This is a genomic window from Pseudomonas sp. ZT5P21 (assembly GCF_054897785.1).
In genome coordinates, this window is sequence record NZ_CM142705.1 from 1,305,950 (window position 1) to 1,324,227 (window position 18,278).

Annotated in this window: 17 protein-coding genes; 10 read left to right on the plus strand and 7 right to left on the minus strand. The window is 59.5% G+C overall.

The annotated features are described in order from the left end of the window. Positions 1 to 62 precede the first annotated feature (62 nt). The 3 genes from ACYZT9_RS05980 to ACYZT9_RS05990 all read left to right on the plus strand — a co-directional run bounded on the left by ACYZT9_RS05980 (position 63) and on the right by ACYZT9_RS05990 (position 1,913). Positions 63 to 533, plus strand: a complete 471-nt coding sequence (locus ACYZT9_RS05980; RefSeq protein ID WP_462008978.1) for a nuclear transport factor 2 family protein — start codon at positions 63 to 65, stop codon at positions 531 to 533. A 40-nt stretch (positions 534 to 573) separates the two neighbouring features. Beyond that, a complete protein-coding gene (locus tag ACYZT9_RS05985) occupies positions 574 to 891 on the plus strand; it encodes a GIY-YIG nuclease family protein (protein WP_462008979.1) in 318 nt (105 codons plus the stop codon). Between the two features lie 86 nt (positions 892 to 977). Further along, complete coding sequence (locus tag ACYZT9_RS05990) at positions 978 to 1,913, plus strand: glutathione S-transferase family protein (RefSeq protein ID WP_462008980.1); 936 nt, start codon at positions 978 to 980, stop codon at positions 1,911 to 1,913. 62 nt (positions 1,914 to 1,975) lie between these two features. On the opposite strand, the gene ACYZT9_RS05995 is transcribed toward ACYZT9_RS05990, so the two are convergent. Both ACYZT9_RS05995 and yejK read right to left on the minus strand, forming a co-directional pair. Continuing rightward, positions 1,976 to 2,326 carry a glutaredoxin family protein gene (locus ACYZT9_RS05995; RefSeq protein ID WP_462008981.1) on the minus strand — a complete coding sequence of 117 codons (351 nt, stop codon included), beginning with the start codon at positions 2,324 to 2,326 and terminating at the stop codon, positions 1,976 to 1,978. Continuing rightward, a complete protein-coding gene (gene yejK, locus ACYZT9_RS06000; RefSeq protein WP_462008982.1) occupies positions 2,326 to 3,330 on the minus strand; it encodes a nucleoid-associated protein YejK in 1,005 nt (334 codons plus the stop codon). The genes ACYZT9_RS05995 and yejK overlap by 1 nt, the downstream gene beginning before the upstream one ends. 394 nt (positions 3,331 to 3,724) lie before the next feature. Between yejK and ACYZT9_RS06005 the strand changes: the two genes are divergently transcribed. Continuing rightward, positions 3,725 to 4,006, plus strand: coding sequence for an HU family DNA-binding protein (locus tag ACYZT9_RS06005; RefSeq protein WP_007905514.1), 282 nt, complete (start codon positions 3,725 to 3,727; stop codon positions 4,004 to 4,006). Positions 4,007 to 4,200: 194 nt separating this feature from the next. Here ACYZT9_RS06005 and rlmF read toward each other — a convergent pair whose 3' ends face one another. From rlmF to ACYZT9_RS06030, 5 genes are all read right to left on the minus strand, one after another. Beyond that, positions 4,201 to 5,223 (minus strand): 23S rRNA (adenine(1618)-N(6))-methyltransferase RlmF, encoded by a 1,023-nt coding sequence (gene rlmF / locus ACYZT9_RS06010; RefSeq protein ID WP_461953346.1) that lies wholly within the window; start codon positions 5,221 to 5,223, stop codon positions 4,201 to 4,203. A gap of 246 nt (positions 5,224 to 5,469) precedes the next feature. Beyond that, positions 5,470 to 8,316 carry a valine--tRNA ligase gene (locus tag ACYZT9_RS06015; protein ID WP_462008983.1) on the minus strand — a complete coding sequence of 949 codons (2,847 nt, stop codon included), beginning with the start codon at positions 8,314 to 8,316 and terminating at the stop codon, positions 5,470 to 5,472. 288 nt (positions 8,317 to 8,604) lie between these two features. Further along, on the minus strand, positions 8,605 to 8,994 hold the full coding sequence (locus ACYZT9_RS06020; protein ID WP_462008984.1) for a DNA polymerase III subunit chi: 390 nt from the start codon (positions 8,992 to 8,994) through the stop codon (positions 8,605 to 8,607). An 8-nt stretch (positions 8,995 to 9,002) separates the two neighbouring features. Further along, positions 9,003 to 9,431, minus strand: coding sequence for a DNA polymerase III subunit chi (locus ACYZT9_RS06025; protein ID WP_462008985.1), 429 nt, complete (start codon positions 9,429 to 9,431; stop codon positions 9,003 to 9,005). Positions 9,432 to 9,491: 60 nt separating this feature from the next. Continuing rightward, on the minus strand, positions 9,492 to 10,982 hold the full coding sequence (locus ACYZT9_RS06030) for a leucyl aminopeptidase (RefSeq protein WP_462008986.1): 1,491 nt from the start codon (positions 10,980 to 10,982) through the stop codon (positions 9,492 to 9,494). Between the two features lie 372 nt (positions 10,983 to 11,354). On the opposite strand from ACYZT9_RS06030, the gene lptF reads away from it, so the two are divergent. The 6 genes from lptF (at position 11,355) to era (ending at position 18,127) form a co-directional block, all read left to right on the plus strand. Next, positions 11,355 to 12,473, plus strand: coding sequence for an LPS export ABC transporter permease LptF (lptF, locus tag ACYZT9_RS06035; RefSeq protein ID WP_462008987.1), 1,119 nt, complete (start codon positions 11,355 to 11,357; stop codon positions 12,471 to 12,473). Further along, on the plus strand, positions 12,466 to 13,527 hold the full coding sequence (gene lptG / locus ACYZT9_RS06040) for an LPS export ABC transporter permease LptG (RefSeq protein WP_462008988.1): 1,062 nt from the start codon (positions 12,466 to 12,468) through the stop codon (positions 13,525 to 13,527). Before lptF ends, lptG begins: the two co-directional genes overlap by 8 nt. A 172-nt stretch (positions 13,528 to 13,699) precedes the next feature. Further along, positions 13,700 to 15,499 (plus strand): translation elongation factor 4, encoded by a 1,800-nt coding sequence (gene lepA / locus ACYZT9_RS06045; protein WP_462008989.1) that lies wholly within the window; start codon positions 13,700 to 13,702, stop codon positions 15,497 to 15,499. A 5-nt stretch (positions 15,500 to 15,504) separates the two neighbouring features. Next, positions 15,505 to 16,359 carry a signal peptidase I gene (lepB, locus tag ACYZT9_RS06050; protein ID WP_462008990.1) on the plus strand — a complete coding sequence of 285 codons (855 nt, stop codon included), beginning with the start codon at positions 15,505 to 15,507 and terminating at the stop codon, positions 16,357 to 16,359. A gap of 183 nt (positions 16,360 to 16,542) precedes the next feature. Then, a complete protein-coding gene (rnc, locus tag ACYZT9_RS06055) occupies positions 16,543 to 17,232 on the plus strand; it encodes a ribonuclease III (RefSeq protein ID WP_017340629.1) in 690 nt (229 codons plus the stop codon). Next, on the plus strand, positions 17,225 to 18,127 hold the full coding sequence (era, locus tag ACYZT9_RS06060; protein ID WP_007944847.1) for a GTPase Era: 903 nt from the start codon (positions 17,225 to 17,227) through the stop codon (positions 18,125 to 18,127). The genes rnc and era overlap by 8 nt, the downstream gene beginning before the upstream one ends. Positions 18,128 to 18,278: the final 151 nt, after the last annotated feature.

The following is an 18,278-nucleotide window of genomic DNA, read 5'->3' on the forward strand; positions in this document are numbered from 1 at the left end:
CATTTGCAGACTATCGTGCAGACAATCGTTTGATGCCATTTTGCACAACAGGGAGTCTGCCCGTGAGTGAAGCCCATAACGCCTTGATCACCCGTTTCTACCAGGCCTTCCAGCGCCTGGATGCCGAGACCATGAGCGCCTGCTACACCGACGACGTGGTGTTCAGTGACCCGGCATTCGGCGAACTGCGCGGGCGTGATGCCGGCGACATGTGGCGCATGCTCACCACCCGCGCCAAGGATTTTTCCCTGACGTTCGACAACGTGCGCAGCGATGAACGCAGCGGCGGCGCGCATTGGGTGGCGACCTACTTGTTCAGCCAGACCGGCAACACCGTGGTCAATGACATTCAGGCACGCTTCGTTTTCCGTGACGGCAAGATTTGCGAGCATCACGACAGCTTTGATCTGTGGACCTGGTCCCGGCAGGCGCTGGGCTTCAAGGGCCTGCTGCTGGGTTGGACGCCAGTGGTGAGAAACGCGATCCGCGCTCAGGCCTTGAAGGGGCTGAAGGCATTTCAGGCCGGTCGCTGATAAGATCGCGGCTTGTTCCCTTTCAAGCCTTGATCGTTACGTGAACACACCCAGCGAATCTACCGTTATTGCCGCCGAACCGTTGCCGGTCAGCAAACCCTGGTTCGTCTACCTCGTGCGCGCGGCCAATGGTTCGCTCTACTGCGGGATCAGCGACGATCCTGCGCGCCGCTTTGCCAAACACCAAAGCGGCAAAGGCGCCCGCTTCTTTCTCTCCAGTCCGGCCATGGCCCTGGTTTACACCGAAGTCTGCCGCGACAAGAGCGAAGCGTTGCGCCAGGAACGGCTGATCAAAAAACTCAGGAAGAGTGCCAAGGAATGTCTGGTGGCGACCTTTGCCGCGGCCTTATCAATCTGACTGATCATTTCCCATCAGGCAGATCGGTAGGCTGCTCGCGGATTGCGCGATAAGCTGCGGTTTCCTTTCCCTGCGGCGGAGCCGACATGTCCGAGTTGATTCTTCATCATTACCCGACGTCCCCATTTGCCGAAAAGGCCCGCCTTTTGCTGGGCTTCAAGGGGTTGTCCTGGCGCTCGGTGAAGATCTCGCCGGTGATGCCGAAACCCGATCTGACGGCGTTGACCGGCGGTTACCGCAAGACCCCGGTGTTGCAAATTGGCGCGGACATCTATTGCGACACCTCATTGATCGCCCGTCGACTGGAACAGGAAAAAGCCTTGCCGGCGTTCTTCCCGGAAGGTCAGGAAATGATCGCCGCGACCTTCGCTGCCTGGGCTGATTCGGTGGTGTTCCAGCACGCTGTGAGCCTGGTGTTTCAGCCGGAATCGATCGCCGTGCGTTTCGGCAGTTTGCCGCCGGAAGCGATCAAGGCATTCCTGGCGGATCGCGCCGGGTTGTTCAGTGGAGGCAGCGCTACAAAGTTGTCAGCTGAGCAAGCAAGGCATCAATGGCCGACGATCATGGCGCGTCTGGAGCAGCAGCTTCAGCGCGAGCAGGGCGACTTCCTGTTTGGCGAGCCGTCGATTGCCGATTTTGCATTGGCCCATTGTTTGTGGTTCCTGAAGGCGACGCCGGTGACCGCGCGGTTGGTTGATGCCTACCCGGCGGTGGCTGCCTGGCATGCGCGGGTGTTGGGTTTTGGTCATGGCGCATCCAGCGAGATGACATCGATAGAGGCGCTGGAAGTGGCGCGCAATGCCACGCCTGCAACATTGCCGGACGAGCAGTTCGATGAGCCGAATGGTTTTGAGGAAGGTCAGCAGGTGGTCATCGCCGCGACCGATTACGGCGTTGATCCGGTGGCCGGGGAGTTGCTGTTTGCCGGGCGTGAGGAGTTGATTCTGCGCCGAGAAGACGAGCGGAGCGGCGTGGTGCATGTGCACTTTCCGCGGTTTGGTTTCCGGATCGAGAAGCGCTGATGCACCCACCTGTGGCGAGGGAGCAAGCTCCCTCGCCACAGGGATTGTGTGAGCTTGATCAGTTATTTCAGGGCAGCGAGGATCGCATCCGGGTCATACCCGCGAATCAGCGTCCCGTTCACATCGATGATCGGAATCCCGCCGCCACCCAGCGCTTCATAAGCCTTGCGCGCTTCGGCATCGTTCTCGATATCGAATTCCTGGTACGGAATGCCTTTCTGATCGAGAAAGCGCCGCGTCAATTTGCAGTAACCACACCACTCGGTGGCGTAGAGCACGACATTGGCTTTGGCCTGGGTCTGCCCGGACACCACCTGCGAAGGGTTAAACACCCGCTCGATCTTGCCCCAGTTCTGATAGACCACGACCACCAGCACGACCAGCAGGCATTTCTTCAGCACGCTGCCGAGCATCAGTTGCGCCGCTTGAGCTGATCGGTCAGCTGCGTCGGCAGGCCTTTGATGATCAGCGTGCCGGCCTCTTCGTCGTATTCGATTTTCGAGCCCAGCAGGTGCGCTTCGAAGCTGATGGACAAGCCTTCAGCGCGACCGGTGAAGCGGCGGAACTGGTTCAGCGTTCGTTTATCTGCCGGAATCTCCGGCGACAGGCCGTAGTCCTTGTTGCGGATGTGATCGTAGAAGGCCTTCGGGCGTTCTTCATCGATCAGCTCCGAGAGTTCTTCCAGGCCCATGGGTTCGCCCATTTTTGCCTGGCTGCTGGCGTAATCCACCAAGGTCTTGGTTTTCTCGCGGGCGGACTCTTCCGGCAGGTCTTCGCTTTCGACGAAGTCACTGAACGCCTTGAGCAGCGTGCGGGTTTCGCCCGGGCCGTCGACGCCTTCCTGACAGCCGATGAAGTCGCGGAAATACTCCGAAACCTTCTTCCCGTTCTTGCCTTTGATGAACGAAATGTACTGCTTGGATTGTTTGTTGTTTTGCCACTCGGAGACGTTGATCCGCGTTGCGAGGTGCAATTGGCCGAGGTCGAGGTGGCGGGACGGCGTCACGTCCAGCTGATCGGTCACGGCAACGCCTTCGCTGTGGTGCAGCAGCGCGATGGCCAGGTAATCGGTCATGCCCTGCTGATAATGGGCAAACAGCACGTGGCCGCCCACAGAGAGGTTCGACTCTTCCATCAGTTTTTGCAGGTGTTCCACCGCCACGCGGCTGAACGCGGTGAAATCCTTGCCGCCATCGAGGTATTCCTTCAGCCAGCCGCTGAACGGGTGTGCCCCGGACTCGGCATGGAAGAAACCCCAGGCCTTGCCTTGTTTGGCGTTGTAGCTCTCGTTGAGGTCGGCCAGCATGTTCTCGATGGCGCTCGACTCGGCCAGTTCCGAGTCGCGAGCATGAAGAACTGCGGGCGTGCCGTCGGGTTTTTTGTCGATCAGGTGGACGATGCAATGACGGATCGGCATGGGCTTCTCGGCTGATTGATGAGAGGAGGGCGTGCTCCCCCAAAAAGTGCCAAGTGTACCGCAACCACTGGTTTTGGCGTGGTGCGAAGGGCTATTCGCAGGCGTCCTGAAGCGCTTATGCAGTTTTTTCCTGTTTTAGAGCAATAAAGCTGACCAAATGGGTAGCTAGAGGCGGATATTTCCCCGTCTCTGTGCTAGTTTTGCCCGGTCTTACGCGAAGTCACTGCGTTAAGCGTGCATTCAGCATTTGTCAGGTCGAACCAAACCCTGATTTCGGTATCTATAACCCCGATCCCGTGGTTATTGGCCGAGGGTGCCAGATCCAGAAGATCGGGCTCGATGGCTGACACTGCACTCTGCAATCCATATGAATTTGATAGGGAAGGAACACTACATGGCTCTTACTAAAGACCAACTGATCGCCGACATCGCTGAAGCTATCGACGCGCCAAAAACCACCGCGCGTAATGCTCTGGACCAACTGGGCCAAATCGTTGCCGATCAGCTGGAAAACGGCGGCGAAATCACTCTGCCAGGTATCGGCAAACTGAAAGTGACTGAGCGTCCTGCCCGTACCGGCCGTAACCCTTCGACTGGCGCTGCCATCGAAATCGCTGCCAAGAAAGTTATCAAGCTGGTTGTGGCCAAAGGCCTGACCGACGCTGTTAACAAGTAAGACGCAGTAAAAAAGCCGTGCTCCGGAGCGATCCGGGCACGGCTTTTTTGTGCGTGCGATTCAACGACTGACCCGCAAACACCGCCGAACCCAAGTGGGAGCGAGCTTGCTCGCGATGAGGTCATAACATTCAGCAGAAGTGTTGACTGACAGGCCGCCATCGCGAGCAAGCTCGCTCCCACAGGGTCCGTAAATCAGCTTTTACGCGCCCAGCGCTCGCGCCATACCTGCTGCTCGGATTTGGTCTGGAAGGTCCAGGCGACGAAGCGGCTTTGCTTCTGACCCTGAGACATTTCCACCACCTGGCTTTCCAGTACGCCGGCCTTTTTCAGCGCCGTCTGGATCGCTGGCAGGTTCGAGGCTTTCGAGACCAAGGTGCTGAACCACAGCACTTTGTGCTGAAAGTGCGCGCTCTCGGCGATCAGCTGCGTCACGAATCTTGCTTCGCCACCTTCACACCACAGTTCAGCCGACTGGCCGCCAAAGTTCAGCACCGGCAGTTTGCGTTTCGGGTCGGCGCGGCCCAGCGCGCGCCATTTGCGCTCGCTGCCTTTGGTCGCTTCGTCCATCGAAGCGTGGAACGGCGGGTTGCACATAGTCAGGTCGAAGCGTTCGCCGGGCTCAAGCAAGCCCAGCAAGATGTGTTTTGGATTGCTTTGCTGGCGCAACTGAATGGCTTTGTTCAGCCCGTTGGACTGGACGATGGCTTTGGCGGCGGCCACGGCCGTCGGGTCGATTTCCGAACCGAGGAAGTGCCAGCGGTAGTCGCTGTAACCGATCAACGGATAGACGCAGTTCGCGCCCATGCCGATATCGAGCACCTTGACCGGCGCGCCGCGCGGGATTTCGCCGTCGTTGACGCTGGCTAGCAGGTCAGCGAGGAAGTGCACGTAATCGGCACGGCCCGGCACCGGCGGGCAGAGGTAGTCGGCCGGAATGTCCCAATGGGCGATGCCATAGAACGACTTGAGCAGCGCCCGGTTGAATACCCGCACCGCGTCCGGGCTGGCGAAGTCGATGCTTTCCTTGCCGTACGGGTTGATGATCACGAACTTGGCCAGTTCCGGCGTGGTTTTGATCAGCGCCGGGAAGTCGTAACGACCCTGATGGCGATTGCGCGGGTGCAGGCTGGCCTTTTCGCGCGGTTCCACGGCTTTGGCCGGGGTGGCGGAGTCGGGCTTCTTGCGCGCAGGTTTGGGTGTGCGGGGGGCGGTCATGGGCGTGGTCGATTCGGGTATGGCTGAAAGTGGCGGGCATTGTCCCACATCCTGGCCTTGTGAACCCAATACCTGTGGGAGCGGGCTTGCTCGCGAAAGCGGTGTGTCAGTCAACTTCAATGCTGACTGACACGCCGCTCTCGCGAGCAAGCCCGCTCCCACAAGGGGATTTTTGGTGTTTGGGGGAAAGTGGCGGGCACAAAAAAGGGAGGCCGTTTGGCCTCCCTCTTTCATTGCGATCTGCCGTTACAAACTGGCAATCCGCGCATGCTGCTCGGCCAGCTTGCCCAACGCCTGTTCGGCTTCGGCTAGCTTGGCGCGTTCCTTCTCGATGACTTCGGCCGGGGCCTTGTCAACGAAACCGGCGTTGGACAATTTACCGCCCACGCGCTGGACTTCGCCCTGCAGACGCAGGATTTCCTTGTCCAGGCGCGCCAGTTCGGCGTCCTTGTCGATCAGGCCGGCCATCGGCACCAGCACTTCCATCTCACCCACCAGCGCGGTGGCGGACAGCGGTGCTTCTTCGCCGGCAGCCAGAACGGTGATCGATTCAAGACGAGCCAGTTTCTTCAGCAGCGCTTCGTTCTCGGTGAGACGACGCTGATCTTCGGCGCTGACGTTTTTCAGGAACAGGTTCAGTGGCTTGCCCGGACCGATGTTCATTTCGCCACGAATGTTGCGCGTACCGAGCATCAGCTCCTTGAGCCACTCGATATCGTTCTCGGCGGCCGGATCGATGCGCTCTTCATTGGCCACTGGCCAAGGTTGCAGCATGATCGTCTTGCCTTCGATGCCGGCCAGCGGCGCGATGCGCTGCCAGATCTCTTCAGTGATGAACGGCATGAACGGGTGCGCCAGACGCAGCGCGACTTCCAGTACGCGAACCAGCGTGCGACGGGTACCGCGCTGACGTTCAACCGGCGCGTTTTCGTCCCACAGCACAGGCTTGGACAGTTCCAGGTACCAGTCGCAATACTGGTTCCAGATGAACTCGTACAAGGCTTGCGCCGCGAGGTCGAAGCGGAACTGATCGAGTTGACGGGTCACTTCGGCTTCGGTGCGTTGCAGCTGCGAGATGATCCAGCGATCGGCCAGGGAAAGTTCGTAGGCTTCACCGTTCTGGCCGCAGTCTTCGCCCTTGTCCAGCACATAACGCGCGGCGTTCCAGATTTTGTTGCAGAAGTTGCGATAGCCTTCGACGCGGCCCATGTCGAACTTGATGTCGCGACCGGTGGACGCCAGCGAGCAGAAGGTGAAGCGCAGGGCGTCGGTGCCGTAGCTGGCGATGCCATCGGCGAATTCGTCGCGAGTCTGCTTTTCGATCTTCTTCGCCAGTTTCGGCTGCATCATGCCGGAAGTGCGTTTCTGTACCAGATCTTCCAGCTCGATGCCGTCGATGATGTCCAGCGGGTCCAGGACGTTGCCCTTGGACTTGGACATCTTCTGGCCTTGGCCATCGCGTACCAGACCGTGCACATAAACAGTCTTGAACGGAACCTGCGGCGTGCCGTCTTCGTTTTTCACCAAATGCATGGTGAGCATGATCATCCGGGCAACCCAGAAGAAAATGATGTCGAAGCCGGTGACCAGCACGTCGGTGGAGTGGAATTTCTTCAGGAATTCGGTTTGCTCAGGCCAGCCAAGGGTGGAGAAGGTCCACAGACCTGAACTGAACCACGTGTCGAGAACATCGTTGTCCTGTTGCAGCGCAACGTCCGGACCGAGGTTGTTTTTGGCACGTACTTCGGCTTCGTCGCGACCGACGTAGACTTTGCCCGACTCGTCGTACCAGGCCGGAATCCGGTGGCCCCACCACAACTGACGGCTGATGCACCAATCCTGGATGTCTCGCATCCACGAGAAGTACATGTTTTCGTATTGTTTCGGCACGAACTGGATACGGCCGTCTTCAACGGCGGCAATCGCAGGCTCGGCCAACGGCTTGGTGGACACGTACCACTGGTCGGTCAGCCACGGCTCGATGATGGTGCCGGAACGGTCGCCTTTCGGCACTTTCAAGGCGTGATCGTTGACGCTGACCAGCAGGTCGGCAGCATCGAATGCAGCAACGATCTGCTTGCGCGCTTCGAAGCGATCAAGCCCGACGTATTCAGCCGGTATCTTGCCGTCGATGCTTTCGTTGAGCGTGCCGTCAAGGTTGAACACCTGACAGGCCGGCAACACGGCGGCGTTTTTGTCAAAGATGTTCAGCAGCGGCAGGTTGTGGCGCTTGCCGACTTCGTAGTCGTTGAAATCGTGGGCCGGGGTGATTTTCACGCAACCGGTGCCGAATTCAGGATCGCAGTAATCGTCAGCGATGATCGGGATGCGGCGGCCGACCAGCGGCAGCTCGACAAATTTGCCGATCAGGGCCTGGTAGCGTTCATCGTTCGGGTTAACGGCCACGGCGGCGTCGCCGAGCATGGTTTCCGGGCGAGTAGTCGCGACGATCAGGTAATCATTGCCTTCGGCGGTCTTGGCGCCGTCGGCCAGCGGGTATTTCAGGTTCCACAGGAAACCTTTTTCGTCGTGGTTTTCCACTTCGAGGTCGGAAATCGCCGTGTGCAACTTGGTGTCCCAGTTGACCAGACGCTTGCCGCGATAGATCAGACCGTCTTCGTGCAGGCGCACGAACGCTTCTTTAACGGCTTCCGAGAGGCCGTCGTCCATGGTGAAGCGCTCGCGGCCCCAGTCCACGGACGAGCCGAGGCGGCGGATCTGACGGCTGATGTTGCCGCCGGACTGATCCTTCCATTCCCAGACTTTCTCGAGGAATTTTTCACGGCCCAGATCGTGACGATTCTGACCCAGAGCTTCGAGTTGACGCTCCACCAGCATTTGCGTGGCGATACCGGCGTGGTCGGTGCCCGGTTGCCATAAGGTGTTGCGACCCTGCATGCGGCGGAAACGGATCAGGGCGTCCATGATCGCATTGTTGAAGCCGTGACCCATGTGCAGGCTGCCGGTGACGTTCGGCGGCGGGATCATGATGGTGTAGGACTCGCCCGCGCCTTGCGGGGCGAAGTAATTCTCAGACTCCCAAGTGTTGTACCAGGAAGTTTCAATGGCGTGCGGCTGGTAGGTCTTATCCATGCGCGGCGGGACCCTATTGGCATTAATTCAGGAAAAGCCGACGAGTATAGCGGGGCATGGGGCGCAGGGCGAGCGGGGGCGGACAGGGCGCAGGGCAAATTGTGGGGGTGGGGTTTTGTGGGGCTGGGCTTTTGTGGTGAGGGGATTTATCCCCGTTCGGCTGCGCAGCAGGCGTCAACCCTGTAAATGCATATCGCGAATGAAATGCTGGGGCCGCTTCGCGACCCAACGGTGCGGTGCGGCGTTCCGATAAATCCCCTCGCCACAAAAGCCCGCACTCACAGTCGTTCAGTCGTTGTACTGACTCAACAACCGTTCCAGTCGCGCGCTGAGGCGGCGTTTGATTTCGGTTTCGATGTGCGGGGCGAAGTCGTCGATCACGTCTTGCATGATCAATTGCGCGGCGGCGCGCAGTTCGCTGTCCAGGTGCAACAGGTCGTCGGGATTGTTGCCGGGGGTGGCTGCTGGCGGGGTGGCCGCGGCGGGTGGAGTCGGTTCGACGGTTGGCTGAGACGCGCTAACCGTGTCGAACAACATCGGAATCTGTTCCTGGTCACCGTCCTCGACCGTGTCGGTCAGCAGCGGTGGTTGCAGGTTGTCATCGCCGAGCAATTGGCGGATCGACTCAAGGTCATCCAGCAGGTGCGCGGACTTTTGCAGCGGTTTTGGAGTGTCCATCGTAAGGCTCAGAGTCGCTGTAAACGGTGATCTTGCAGAGGATAGCCCTGTTCGCGGTAGAAACGGAAACTCTCCCGCGCCGCCGCGCGTATCGCCGGATCTTCCACCACCACTTCCGCCACCCGGGCGAATTGGTTGGCAAAGGCCGGGACTTTCAGGTCCAGGTTGACCAGCAAATCCTGGTGCTGACCGCAGTCAATGCCAAGGCCCAGGACAATCAAGCTTTCCGGTTCGCTTTCAGCGGGGCCGTGGGGCACGAAACTTTCGCCCTTGAACGCCCACAGGCGCGCATCGAGATCGTCACGCTGCGCGGCATCGCTGCAATGCAGGTAAATGCGGTGGCCCATGCGCCAGGCTTTCTCGGTGAGCTTGCAGGCGAAATCCAGCCGCGCCGAAGGATCGGCGCTGGGCAGGATATAGAAATCGACTTTGGTCATTGCGTTTCCTGAGCCTGGAGCGGCGTCACCCGAAAGTGACGACGCCCGAGGTCATCGGTTTCAGGCTTTGGCGCGGTCCAGCAGGTATTGGGTCAGCAGCGGAACCGGACGGCCAGTGGCGCCCTTGTCCTTGCCGCCACTGGTCCACGCCGTGCCGGCGATGTCCAGATGCGCCCAGTTCAGGTTCTTGGTGAAGCGCGACAGGAAGCAGGCGGCGGTGATGGTGCCGGCTTTCGGGCCGCCGATGTTGGCGATGTCGGCGAACGGGCTGTCCAGCTGCTCCTGATACTCATCGAACAGCGGCAGTTGCCAGGCGCGGTCGTCGGCAGCTTTGCCGGCGCTCAGCAGTTGGCCGATCAGTTCGTCGTTGTTGCCGAGCAGGCCTGAAGTGTGGGACCCCAGTGCAACCACGCAGGCGCCGGTCAGGGTCGCGATGTCGATCACGGCTTGTGGCTTGAAGCGCTCGGAGTAGGTCAGGGCGTCGCACAACACCAGACGGCCTTCGGCGTCAGTGTTGAGGATTTCCACGGTCTGGCCGCTCATGGTGGTGACGATGTCGCCCGGGCGCGAAGCGTTGCCGCTCGGCATGTTCTCGGCGCAGGCGAGGATGCACACCAGATTGATCGGCAGTTTCAGTTCGAGCACGGCGCGCAAGGTACCGAACACACTGGCTGCGCCGCCCATGTCGTACTTCATTTCGTCCATGCCGGCGCCGGGCTTCAGGCTGATGCCGCCGGTGTCGAAGGTGATGCCTTTGCCGACCAGCGCGTACGGCTTCTCGGTTTTCTTGCCGCCGTTGTACTGCATGACGATCAGGCGCGGCGGCTGGGCGCTGCCCTGACCGACGGCGTAGAACGAGCCCATGCCCAATTCCTTGATCTTCTTCTCATCAAGGACTTCGACTTTCAGGGTTTTGAATTCTTTACCGAGGTTCTTTGCTTGTTCGCCGAGGAACGTCGGGTGGCAGATGTTCGGCGGCAGATTGCCCAGGTCGCGGGTAAACGCCATGCCGTTGGCAATCGCGGTGGCGTGGGCAACGGCGCGCTCGACTTCAGCCTGGGCGGCCTTGATGGTCACCAGGGTGACTTTCTTCAGCGCGCGAGGCTCGGCTTTCTGGCTCTTGAACTGATCGAAGGAATATTCGCCGTCCACCAGGGTTTCCGCCAGCAGACGGGTTTTGCCGTAGCTGTCGCGACCTTTGATCACGACTTCGTCCAGCGCCAGCACGGCATCGCTGCCGCCCAGGCCTTTAAGGGTGTTGAGGATGCCAGTGATGATTTTACGGAACGGGCGGTCGCCCAGTTCTTCGTCCTTGCCCACGCCCACGAGCAGCACGCGTTCGGCTTTCAGGTTCGGCAGGCTGTGCAGCAGCAGGCTCTGCCCGACTTTGCCGGCCAGGTCGCCGCGCTTGAGCACCGCGCTGATCGCGCCGCCGCTCAGATCGTCGAGTTGTTTGGCCACGGCACCGAGCTTGCGGCCTTCGCCGACGGCGACCACCAACGTGCCGGTCTTCAACGTTTCCGGGTTAACGCTCTTTACAACCAGTTCCATGTCCGGGTCCCTGAATGATGGGTCAGCACGCGAGTGCTTATAGATAGGAGGACGCAAGTCACGGCTTGCGACAAAGGCCGCAGTTTGAACCTCGGGCCCCGAGCCTGACAACCCTGGACTGAACGATTGTAGGAGCGAGCTTGCTCGCGAAGAACCGGAGACCGCCGCGGGTGTCTGGCTCCCCGCGTTCTCGTTAACGACCATCGCGAGCAATCGAGCGTCGACCGGCTACTCCTACGCCGCATTGCGCAGTGACAGGCGCACCCAATCACAGGATAATGCGCCAACTTTTTCGGCGGCTCTGTCCTACAGCGCTGCCTGATACGTTTGCTTGTTTGGCCGCCTTAGCCTGACAAACCTGGAGTGTCTGGTTTGATTGTCTTCCGTTATCTGTCCCGCGAAGTCCTGTTGACCTTGAGCGCCGTCAGCGCCGTGCTGCTGGTCATCATCATGAGCGGACGCTTCATCAAATACCTCGCCCAGGCGGCTGCCGGCCTTCTGGATCCGGGTTCGCTGTTCCTGATCATGGGCTTTCGCCTGCCGGGCTTCCTGCAACTGATCCTGCCGCTGGGTCTGTTCCTCGGGATTCTGCTGGCCTACGGTCGCCTGTACCTTGAAAGCGAAATGACTGTGCTGTCGGCCACCGGCATGAGCCAGCAACGTCTGTTCACCATGACGCTGTTTCCGGCCACGCTGGTTGCGCTCGTAGTGGCCTGGCTGAGCCTGAGCCTGGCGCCCCAAGGGGCCAATCAGTTCCAGTTGCTGCTGAACAAACAGGACGCCCTGACCGAGTTCGATACCCTGGAGCCGGGTCGCTTCCAGGCGCTGCGTGACGGAACCCGGGTGACCTACACCGAAACGTTGTCGGATGACCGTATCCACCTCGGTGGCGTGTTCATTTCGCAAAAGAACATCTCGTCCGACAAGAAGGACCGCGGGATTTCCGTACTGGTGGCCGAGACGGGCCGTCAGGAAATCCGCCCGGACGGTAACCGCTACCTGATTCTCGACAATGGCTATCGCTACGACGGTAATCCCGGGCAGGCTGACTACCGTGCTATCAAGTACGAAGAGTACGGCGTGTTGCTGCCCAAGCCGGATGTCAGCGACGAAGTCACCGACCGTGACGCGATGACCACGAGTTCCTTGTTCGGCAGCGACGACCTCCGTTCCCGCACCGAACTGCAATGGCGTCTGTCGTTACCGTTGCTGGTCTTCATCGTGACCTTGATGGCGGTGCCGCTGTCGCGGGTCAATCCGCGCCAGGGCCGTTTCCTCAAGTTGCTGCCGGCGATTCTTCTTTATATGGCTTACCTGAGCATCCTGATTGCCGCTCGTGGCGCCCTCGAAAAGGGCAAGATCCCGCCCGCGCTGGGCCTGTGGTGGGTTCATGGGATTTTCCTGGCCATCGGCCTGGGCTTGCTCTATTGGGAACCCTTGCAGTTGAAGCGGGCAAGCCGCCGTAGCGCGCTGGAGGTGGCCCGTGGTTAAGCTCGATCGCTACATCGGCAGCAGCGTATTCGTCGCGATCCTGGCGGTACTGGGGATTATCCTCGGTCTGGCCACACTGTTTGCCTTCATCGACGAAATGGGTGATGTCACTGATACCTACACCTTGGTCGATGTGTTGAGCTACGTCCTGCTGACGGCGCCGCGTCGTCTCTACGACATGCTGCCGATGGCGGCGCTGATCGGCTGCTTGATCGGCCTCGGCAGTCTGGCCAGCCACAGCGAACTGACCATCATGCGTGCTGCGGGCGTGTCGGTCGGTCGAATTGTCTGGGCAGTGATGAAGCCGATGCTGATCCTGATGGTGGTGGGTGTGCTGATTGGCGAGTACGTAGCGCCGGCAACCGAAAGCACGGCACAGGCCAATCGCTCGCTGGCCCAGGGCAGCGGCGATGCGCAGAGTGCCAAGCATGGCCTGTGGCACCGTCAGGGTGACGAGTTCATCCACGTCAACTCGGTGCAGCCCAATGGTCTGCTGTACGGCGTGACCCGTTATCGCTTCGACGATCAGCGGCACATCCTGTCCTCGAGCTTCGCCAAGCGCGCGGAGTTCGATAAGGATCACTGGCAGTTGAGCGATGTCACGACCACGCTGTTCCATGACAAGAGCACCGAAGTGGTGACAGCGCCGGTCGAGCGCTGGGACGTGGCGCTGAGCCCGCAATTGCTCAGCACTGTGGTGATGTCGCCCGATTCGCTGTCGATCACTGGTCTGTGGGGTTACATCCATTACCTGGCGGATCAGGGGCTGAACAATGGCCGGTACTGGCTGGCATTTTGGGTCAAAGTGTTGCAACCGCTGGTCACTGCCGCCCTGGTACTGATGGCGATTTCCTTCATTTTTGGTCCGCTGCGTTCGGTCACCCTCGGTCAGCGGGTATTCACCGGCGTGCTGGTGGGCTTCACCTTCCGCATCGTCCAGGATCTGCTGGGGCCTTCGAGCCTGGTGTTCGGTTTCTCGCCGTTGTTTGCGGTGCTGGTGCCGGCGGGTGTGTGCGCCCTGGCCGGGGTCTGGTTACTGCGCCGCGCCGGTTGATATCGGGTATTTCCCGACGTCGTAGCGGATAAAAAACGCCCCTGTCGCAAGACCGGGGCGTTTTTTGTAGGTGCCGTCTGACCTGCGAACGTGACGCTCGCGCCGTGGATCAGGTACAATTCCCGGCTATTTTTCGGCGGGCTATGCCTGCAGCCTTTTTGAGTGTTGATCCGTGAGTGATTTGAGTCATATCCGCAATTTCTCCATCATCGCCCACATTGACCATGGCAAGTCGACGCTGGCCGACCGCTTCATCCAGATGTGCGGCGGCCTTGCCGAGCGCGAAATGGAAGCCCAGGTGCTGGACTCCATGGACCTGGAACGTGAGCGCGGGATCACCATCAAGGCCCACAGCGTCACCCTGTATTACACCGCTCGCGACGGCATCAAATACCAGTTGAACTTCATTGACACCCCGGGCCACGTTGACTTCACCTACGAAGTCAGCCGGTCGCTGGCGGCCTGTGAAGGTGCGTTGCTGGTAGTCGATGCCGGTCAGGGCGTGGAAGCGCAATCGGTCGCCAACTGCTACACAGCGATCGAGCAGGGCCTGGAAGTCATGCCGGTCCTGAACAAGATCGACCTGCCGCAGGCCGATCCGGAGCGCGTCAAGGAAGAAATCGAAAAAATCATCGGTATCGATGCCACCGACGCAGTCGAGTGCTCGGCCAAGACCGGCCTGGGCGTCGACGAAGTGCTCGAGCGTCTGGTTCATACCATTCCTGCGCCGACCGGCAACATCGAGGATCCGCTGCAAGCGTTGATCATCGACTCCTGGTTTGACAACTACCTGGGCGTTGTTTCCCTGGTACGCGTGCGCCACGGTCGCGTGAAGAAGGGCGACAAGATCCTGGTCAAATCCACCGGCAAGATCCACCTGGTGGACAGCGTCGGTGTATTCAACCCGAAACACACCGCCACCGTTGACCTGAAGGCCGGCGAAGTGGGCTTCATCATTGCCGGCATCAAGGACATTCACGGTGCACCGGTCGGTGACACCCTGACCTTGAGTTCCACGCCGGACGTTGACGTGCTGCCCGGCTTCAAACGCATTCAGCCGCAGGTCTACGCCGGTCTGTTCCCGGTCAGCTCCGACGATTTCGAAGATTTCCGTGAAGCCCTGCAAAAGCTCACGCTCAACGATTCGTCCCTGCAGTACACCCCGGAAAGCTCCGACGCCTTGGGCTTCGGCTTCCGTTGCGGGTTCCTCGGCATGCTGCACATGGAAATCATCCAGGAGCGCCTGGAGCGTGAGTACGACCTGGACCTGATCACCACGGCACCGACGGTCATTTTCGAGCTGTTGCTGAAAACCGGTGAAACGATTTACGTCGATAACCCGTCGAAGCTTCCCGACCTGTCTTCGATCGAAGACATGCGTGAACCGATCGTGCGGGCCAATATCCTTGTGCCGCAAGAGCATCTGGGCAACGTTATTACCCTGTGTATCGAGAAGCGTGGCGTGCAGCACGACATGCTGTTCCTCGGTACTCAGGTCCAGGTGACCTACGATTTGCCGATGAACGAAGTGGTCCTGGACTTCTTCGACCGACTGAAATCCACCAGCCGCGGCTATGCTTCGCTGGATTACCATTTCGATCGTTATCAATCGGCTAATCTGGTGAAACTGGATGTGCTGATCAACGGTGACAAGGTCGACGCCCTGGCGCTGATCGTGCACCGCGACAATGCGCATTACAAAGGTCGCCAGTTGACCGAGAAGATGAAAGAACTGATTCCACGGCAGATGTTCGACGTTGCGATCCAGGCCGCCATCGGCGGGCAGATCATTGCGCGGACTTCGGTCAAGGCACTCAGAAAGAACGTATTGGCCAAATGCTACGGCGGTGACGTTAGCCGTAAGCGCAAGCTGTTGGAAAAGCAAAAGGCCGGTAAGAAACGCATGAAGCAAGTCGGCAACGTGGAAATTCCACAAGAAGCCTTCCTTGCAGTGCTCAGGTTGGATAGCTAGGTCCTATGTCACTAAATTTCCCGCTGTTGCTGGTCATCGCCGTGTTCGTCTGCGGCCTGTTGGCGTTGCTCGATCTGGTTTTCCTGGCGCCACGTCGGCGTGCCGCCATCGCCTCCTATCAGGGCAGCGTCAGCCAGCCTGACGGGGTGGTGGTCGAAAAACTGAACAAAGAGCCGTTGCTGGTCGAATACGGCAAGTCGTTCTTCCCGGTGTTGTTCATCGTGCTGGTGCTGCGTTCGTTCCTGGTGGAACCGTTCCAGATTCCTTCCGGCTCGATGAAACCGACCCTGGATGTCGGCGACTTCATTCTGGTGAACAAATTTTCTTACGGGATCCGCCTGCCGGTGATCGACAAGAAAGTCATCGAAGTCGGTGATCCGCAACGCGGCGACGTGATGGTCTTCCGCTACCCAAGCGATCCGAACGTCAACTACATCAAGCGTGTGGTCGGCCTGCCGGGCGACCAGATTCGCTACACCGCGGACAAGCGTCTGTTCGTCAACGGTGCTTCGATTGCCGAGCAGTTGGTCGGTTCCGAGCCGGGCACGCTGGGCAGCGCCGAGCTCTACAAGGAAAAACTCGGCGCCGCCGAACACCTGATCCGCAAGGAAATGAGCCGCTATCGCGCCTCGCCGGACCATACGTGGACCGTGCCGGCCGGGCACTACTTCATGATGGGCGACAACCGCGACAACTCGAACGACAGTCGCTACTGGGATGATCCGAGCATTCCCAAGGATCTGCTGGGCATGGTTCCCGACAAGAACATCGTCGGCAAGGCCTTCGCAGTCTGGATGAGCTGGCCGGAACCCAAACTCAGTCACCTGCCGAATTTCTCGCGGGTTGGCCTGATCAAGTAATCACACACGGCGCTGTTGAACACAGCGCCGAATGCATTTCTGGAACCGCCACAATCGGCACCAGACGCATGAAAACATGATATCCAGGACGTAATTTTTGAACACAGCGTTAATTGTCCCAAGCCTGCGCCGCACCAAGGCGATGGCAGTGGAATCCAGCCACGAACTCAGCGTGGGTAAACCGTGAGCGTCTCCTTAAGCCGTCTAGAGCGTCAGCTCGGCTACACCTTCAAGGATCAGGAACTGATGGTCCTGGCCCTGACTCACCGCAGCTTTGCCGGGCGCAACAACGAACGCCTGGAATTCCTCGGTGATGCCATCCTCAACTTCGTCGCTGGCGAGGCATTGTTTGATCGCTTTCCGCTGGCCCGCGAAGGCCAGCTGTCGCGATTGCGTGCACGCCTGGTAAAAGGTGAGACCCTGGCCGTACTGGCCCGCGGTTTCGATCTGGGCGAGTACTTGCGTCTGGGTTCCGGCGAGTTGAAAAGCGGCGGTTTTCGTCGCGAATCGATTCTGGCCGATGCCCTGGAAGCGCTGATCGGAGCGATCTACCTGGACGCCGGCATGGACGTTGCCCGTGAGCGCGTGCTGGCCTGGCTGGCCGGAGAGTTCGAAGGCCTGACGCTGGTCGATACCAACAAAGATCCAAAAACCCGCTTGCAGGAATTTCTGCAATCGCGTGGTTGTGAGCTGCCGCGTTACGAAGTGGTGGATATCCAGGGTGAGCCGCATTGCCGGACGTTTTTCGTCGAATGTGAAATCACCTTACTGAATGAAAAAAGCCGAGGTCAGGGTGTGAGTCGTCGTATTGCCGAACAGGTAGCGGCCGCCGCAGCACTGATTGCCCTGGGTGTGGAGAATGGCAATGACTGATTCAACCGCAACACGCTGTGGCTATGTTGCCATCGTCGGCCGTCCCAACGTGGGCAAGTCCACGCTGCTGAACCACATCCTCGGTCAGAAGCTGGCGATCACTTCGCGCAAGCCGCAGACCACCCGCCACAACATGCTGGGCATCAAGACCGAAGGCGCCGTCCAGGCGATCTACGTCGACACCCCGGGCATGCACAAGGGCGGCGAAAAGGCCTTGAACCGCTACATGAACAAGACTGCGTCGGCGGCGTTGAAAGACGTCGACGTGGTGATCTTCGTGGTCGACCGCACCAAATGGACCGACGAAGACCAGATGGTCCTCGAGCGCGTCCAGTATGTGACCGGCCCACTGATCGTGGCGCTGAACAAGACTGACCGCATCGAAGACAAAGCCGAGCTGATGCCGCACCTCACCTGGTTGCAGGAACAGCTGCCGAACGCGCAAATCATGCCGATCTCGGCGCAGCACGGGCACAACCTCGAAGCGCTGGAGCGCGTGATTGCCGGTTACCTGCCGGAAAACGATCACTTCTTCCCGGAAGACCAGATCACCGACCGCAGCAGTCGTTTCCTCGCCGCCGAACTGGTGCGCGAGAAAATCATGCGTCAGATGGGCGCCGAGCTGCCGTACCAGATCACCGTGGAAATCGAAGAGTTCAAGCAGCAGGGCAAAACCCTGCACATCCATGCCTTGATCCTCGTCGAGCGCGATGGCCAGAAGAAAATCATCATTGGCGACAAGGGTGAGCGCATCAAGCGCATCGGCACCGAGGCGCGCAAGGATATGGAGCTGCTGTTCGACTCCAAGATCATGCTCAACCTTTGGGTGAAAGTGAAAGGCGGCTGGTCCGACGATGAGCGCGCGCTGCGTTCATTGGGTTACGGCGACTTGTAAGTCTCGGTTCCTGATACACCAGAGAACCCCTGTGGGAGCGAGCTTGCTCGCGATGGCGGTCTGTCATTCAATGTTGAATGTCAGGACCTCATCGCGAGCAAGCTCGCTCCCACATTAGTTTTTGTTGTTGGTAAAGCTGCATTCATTCATT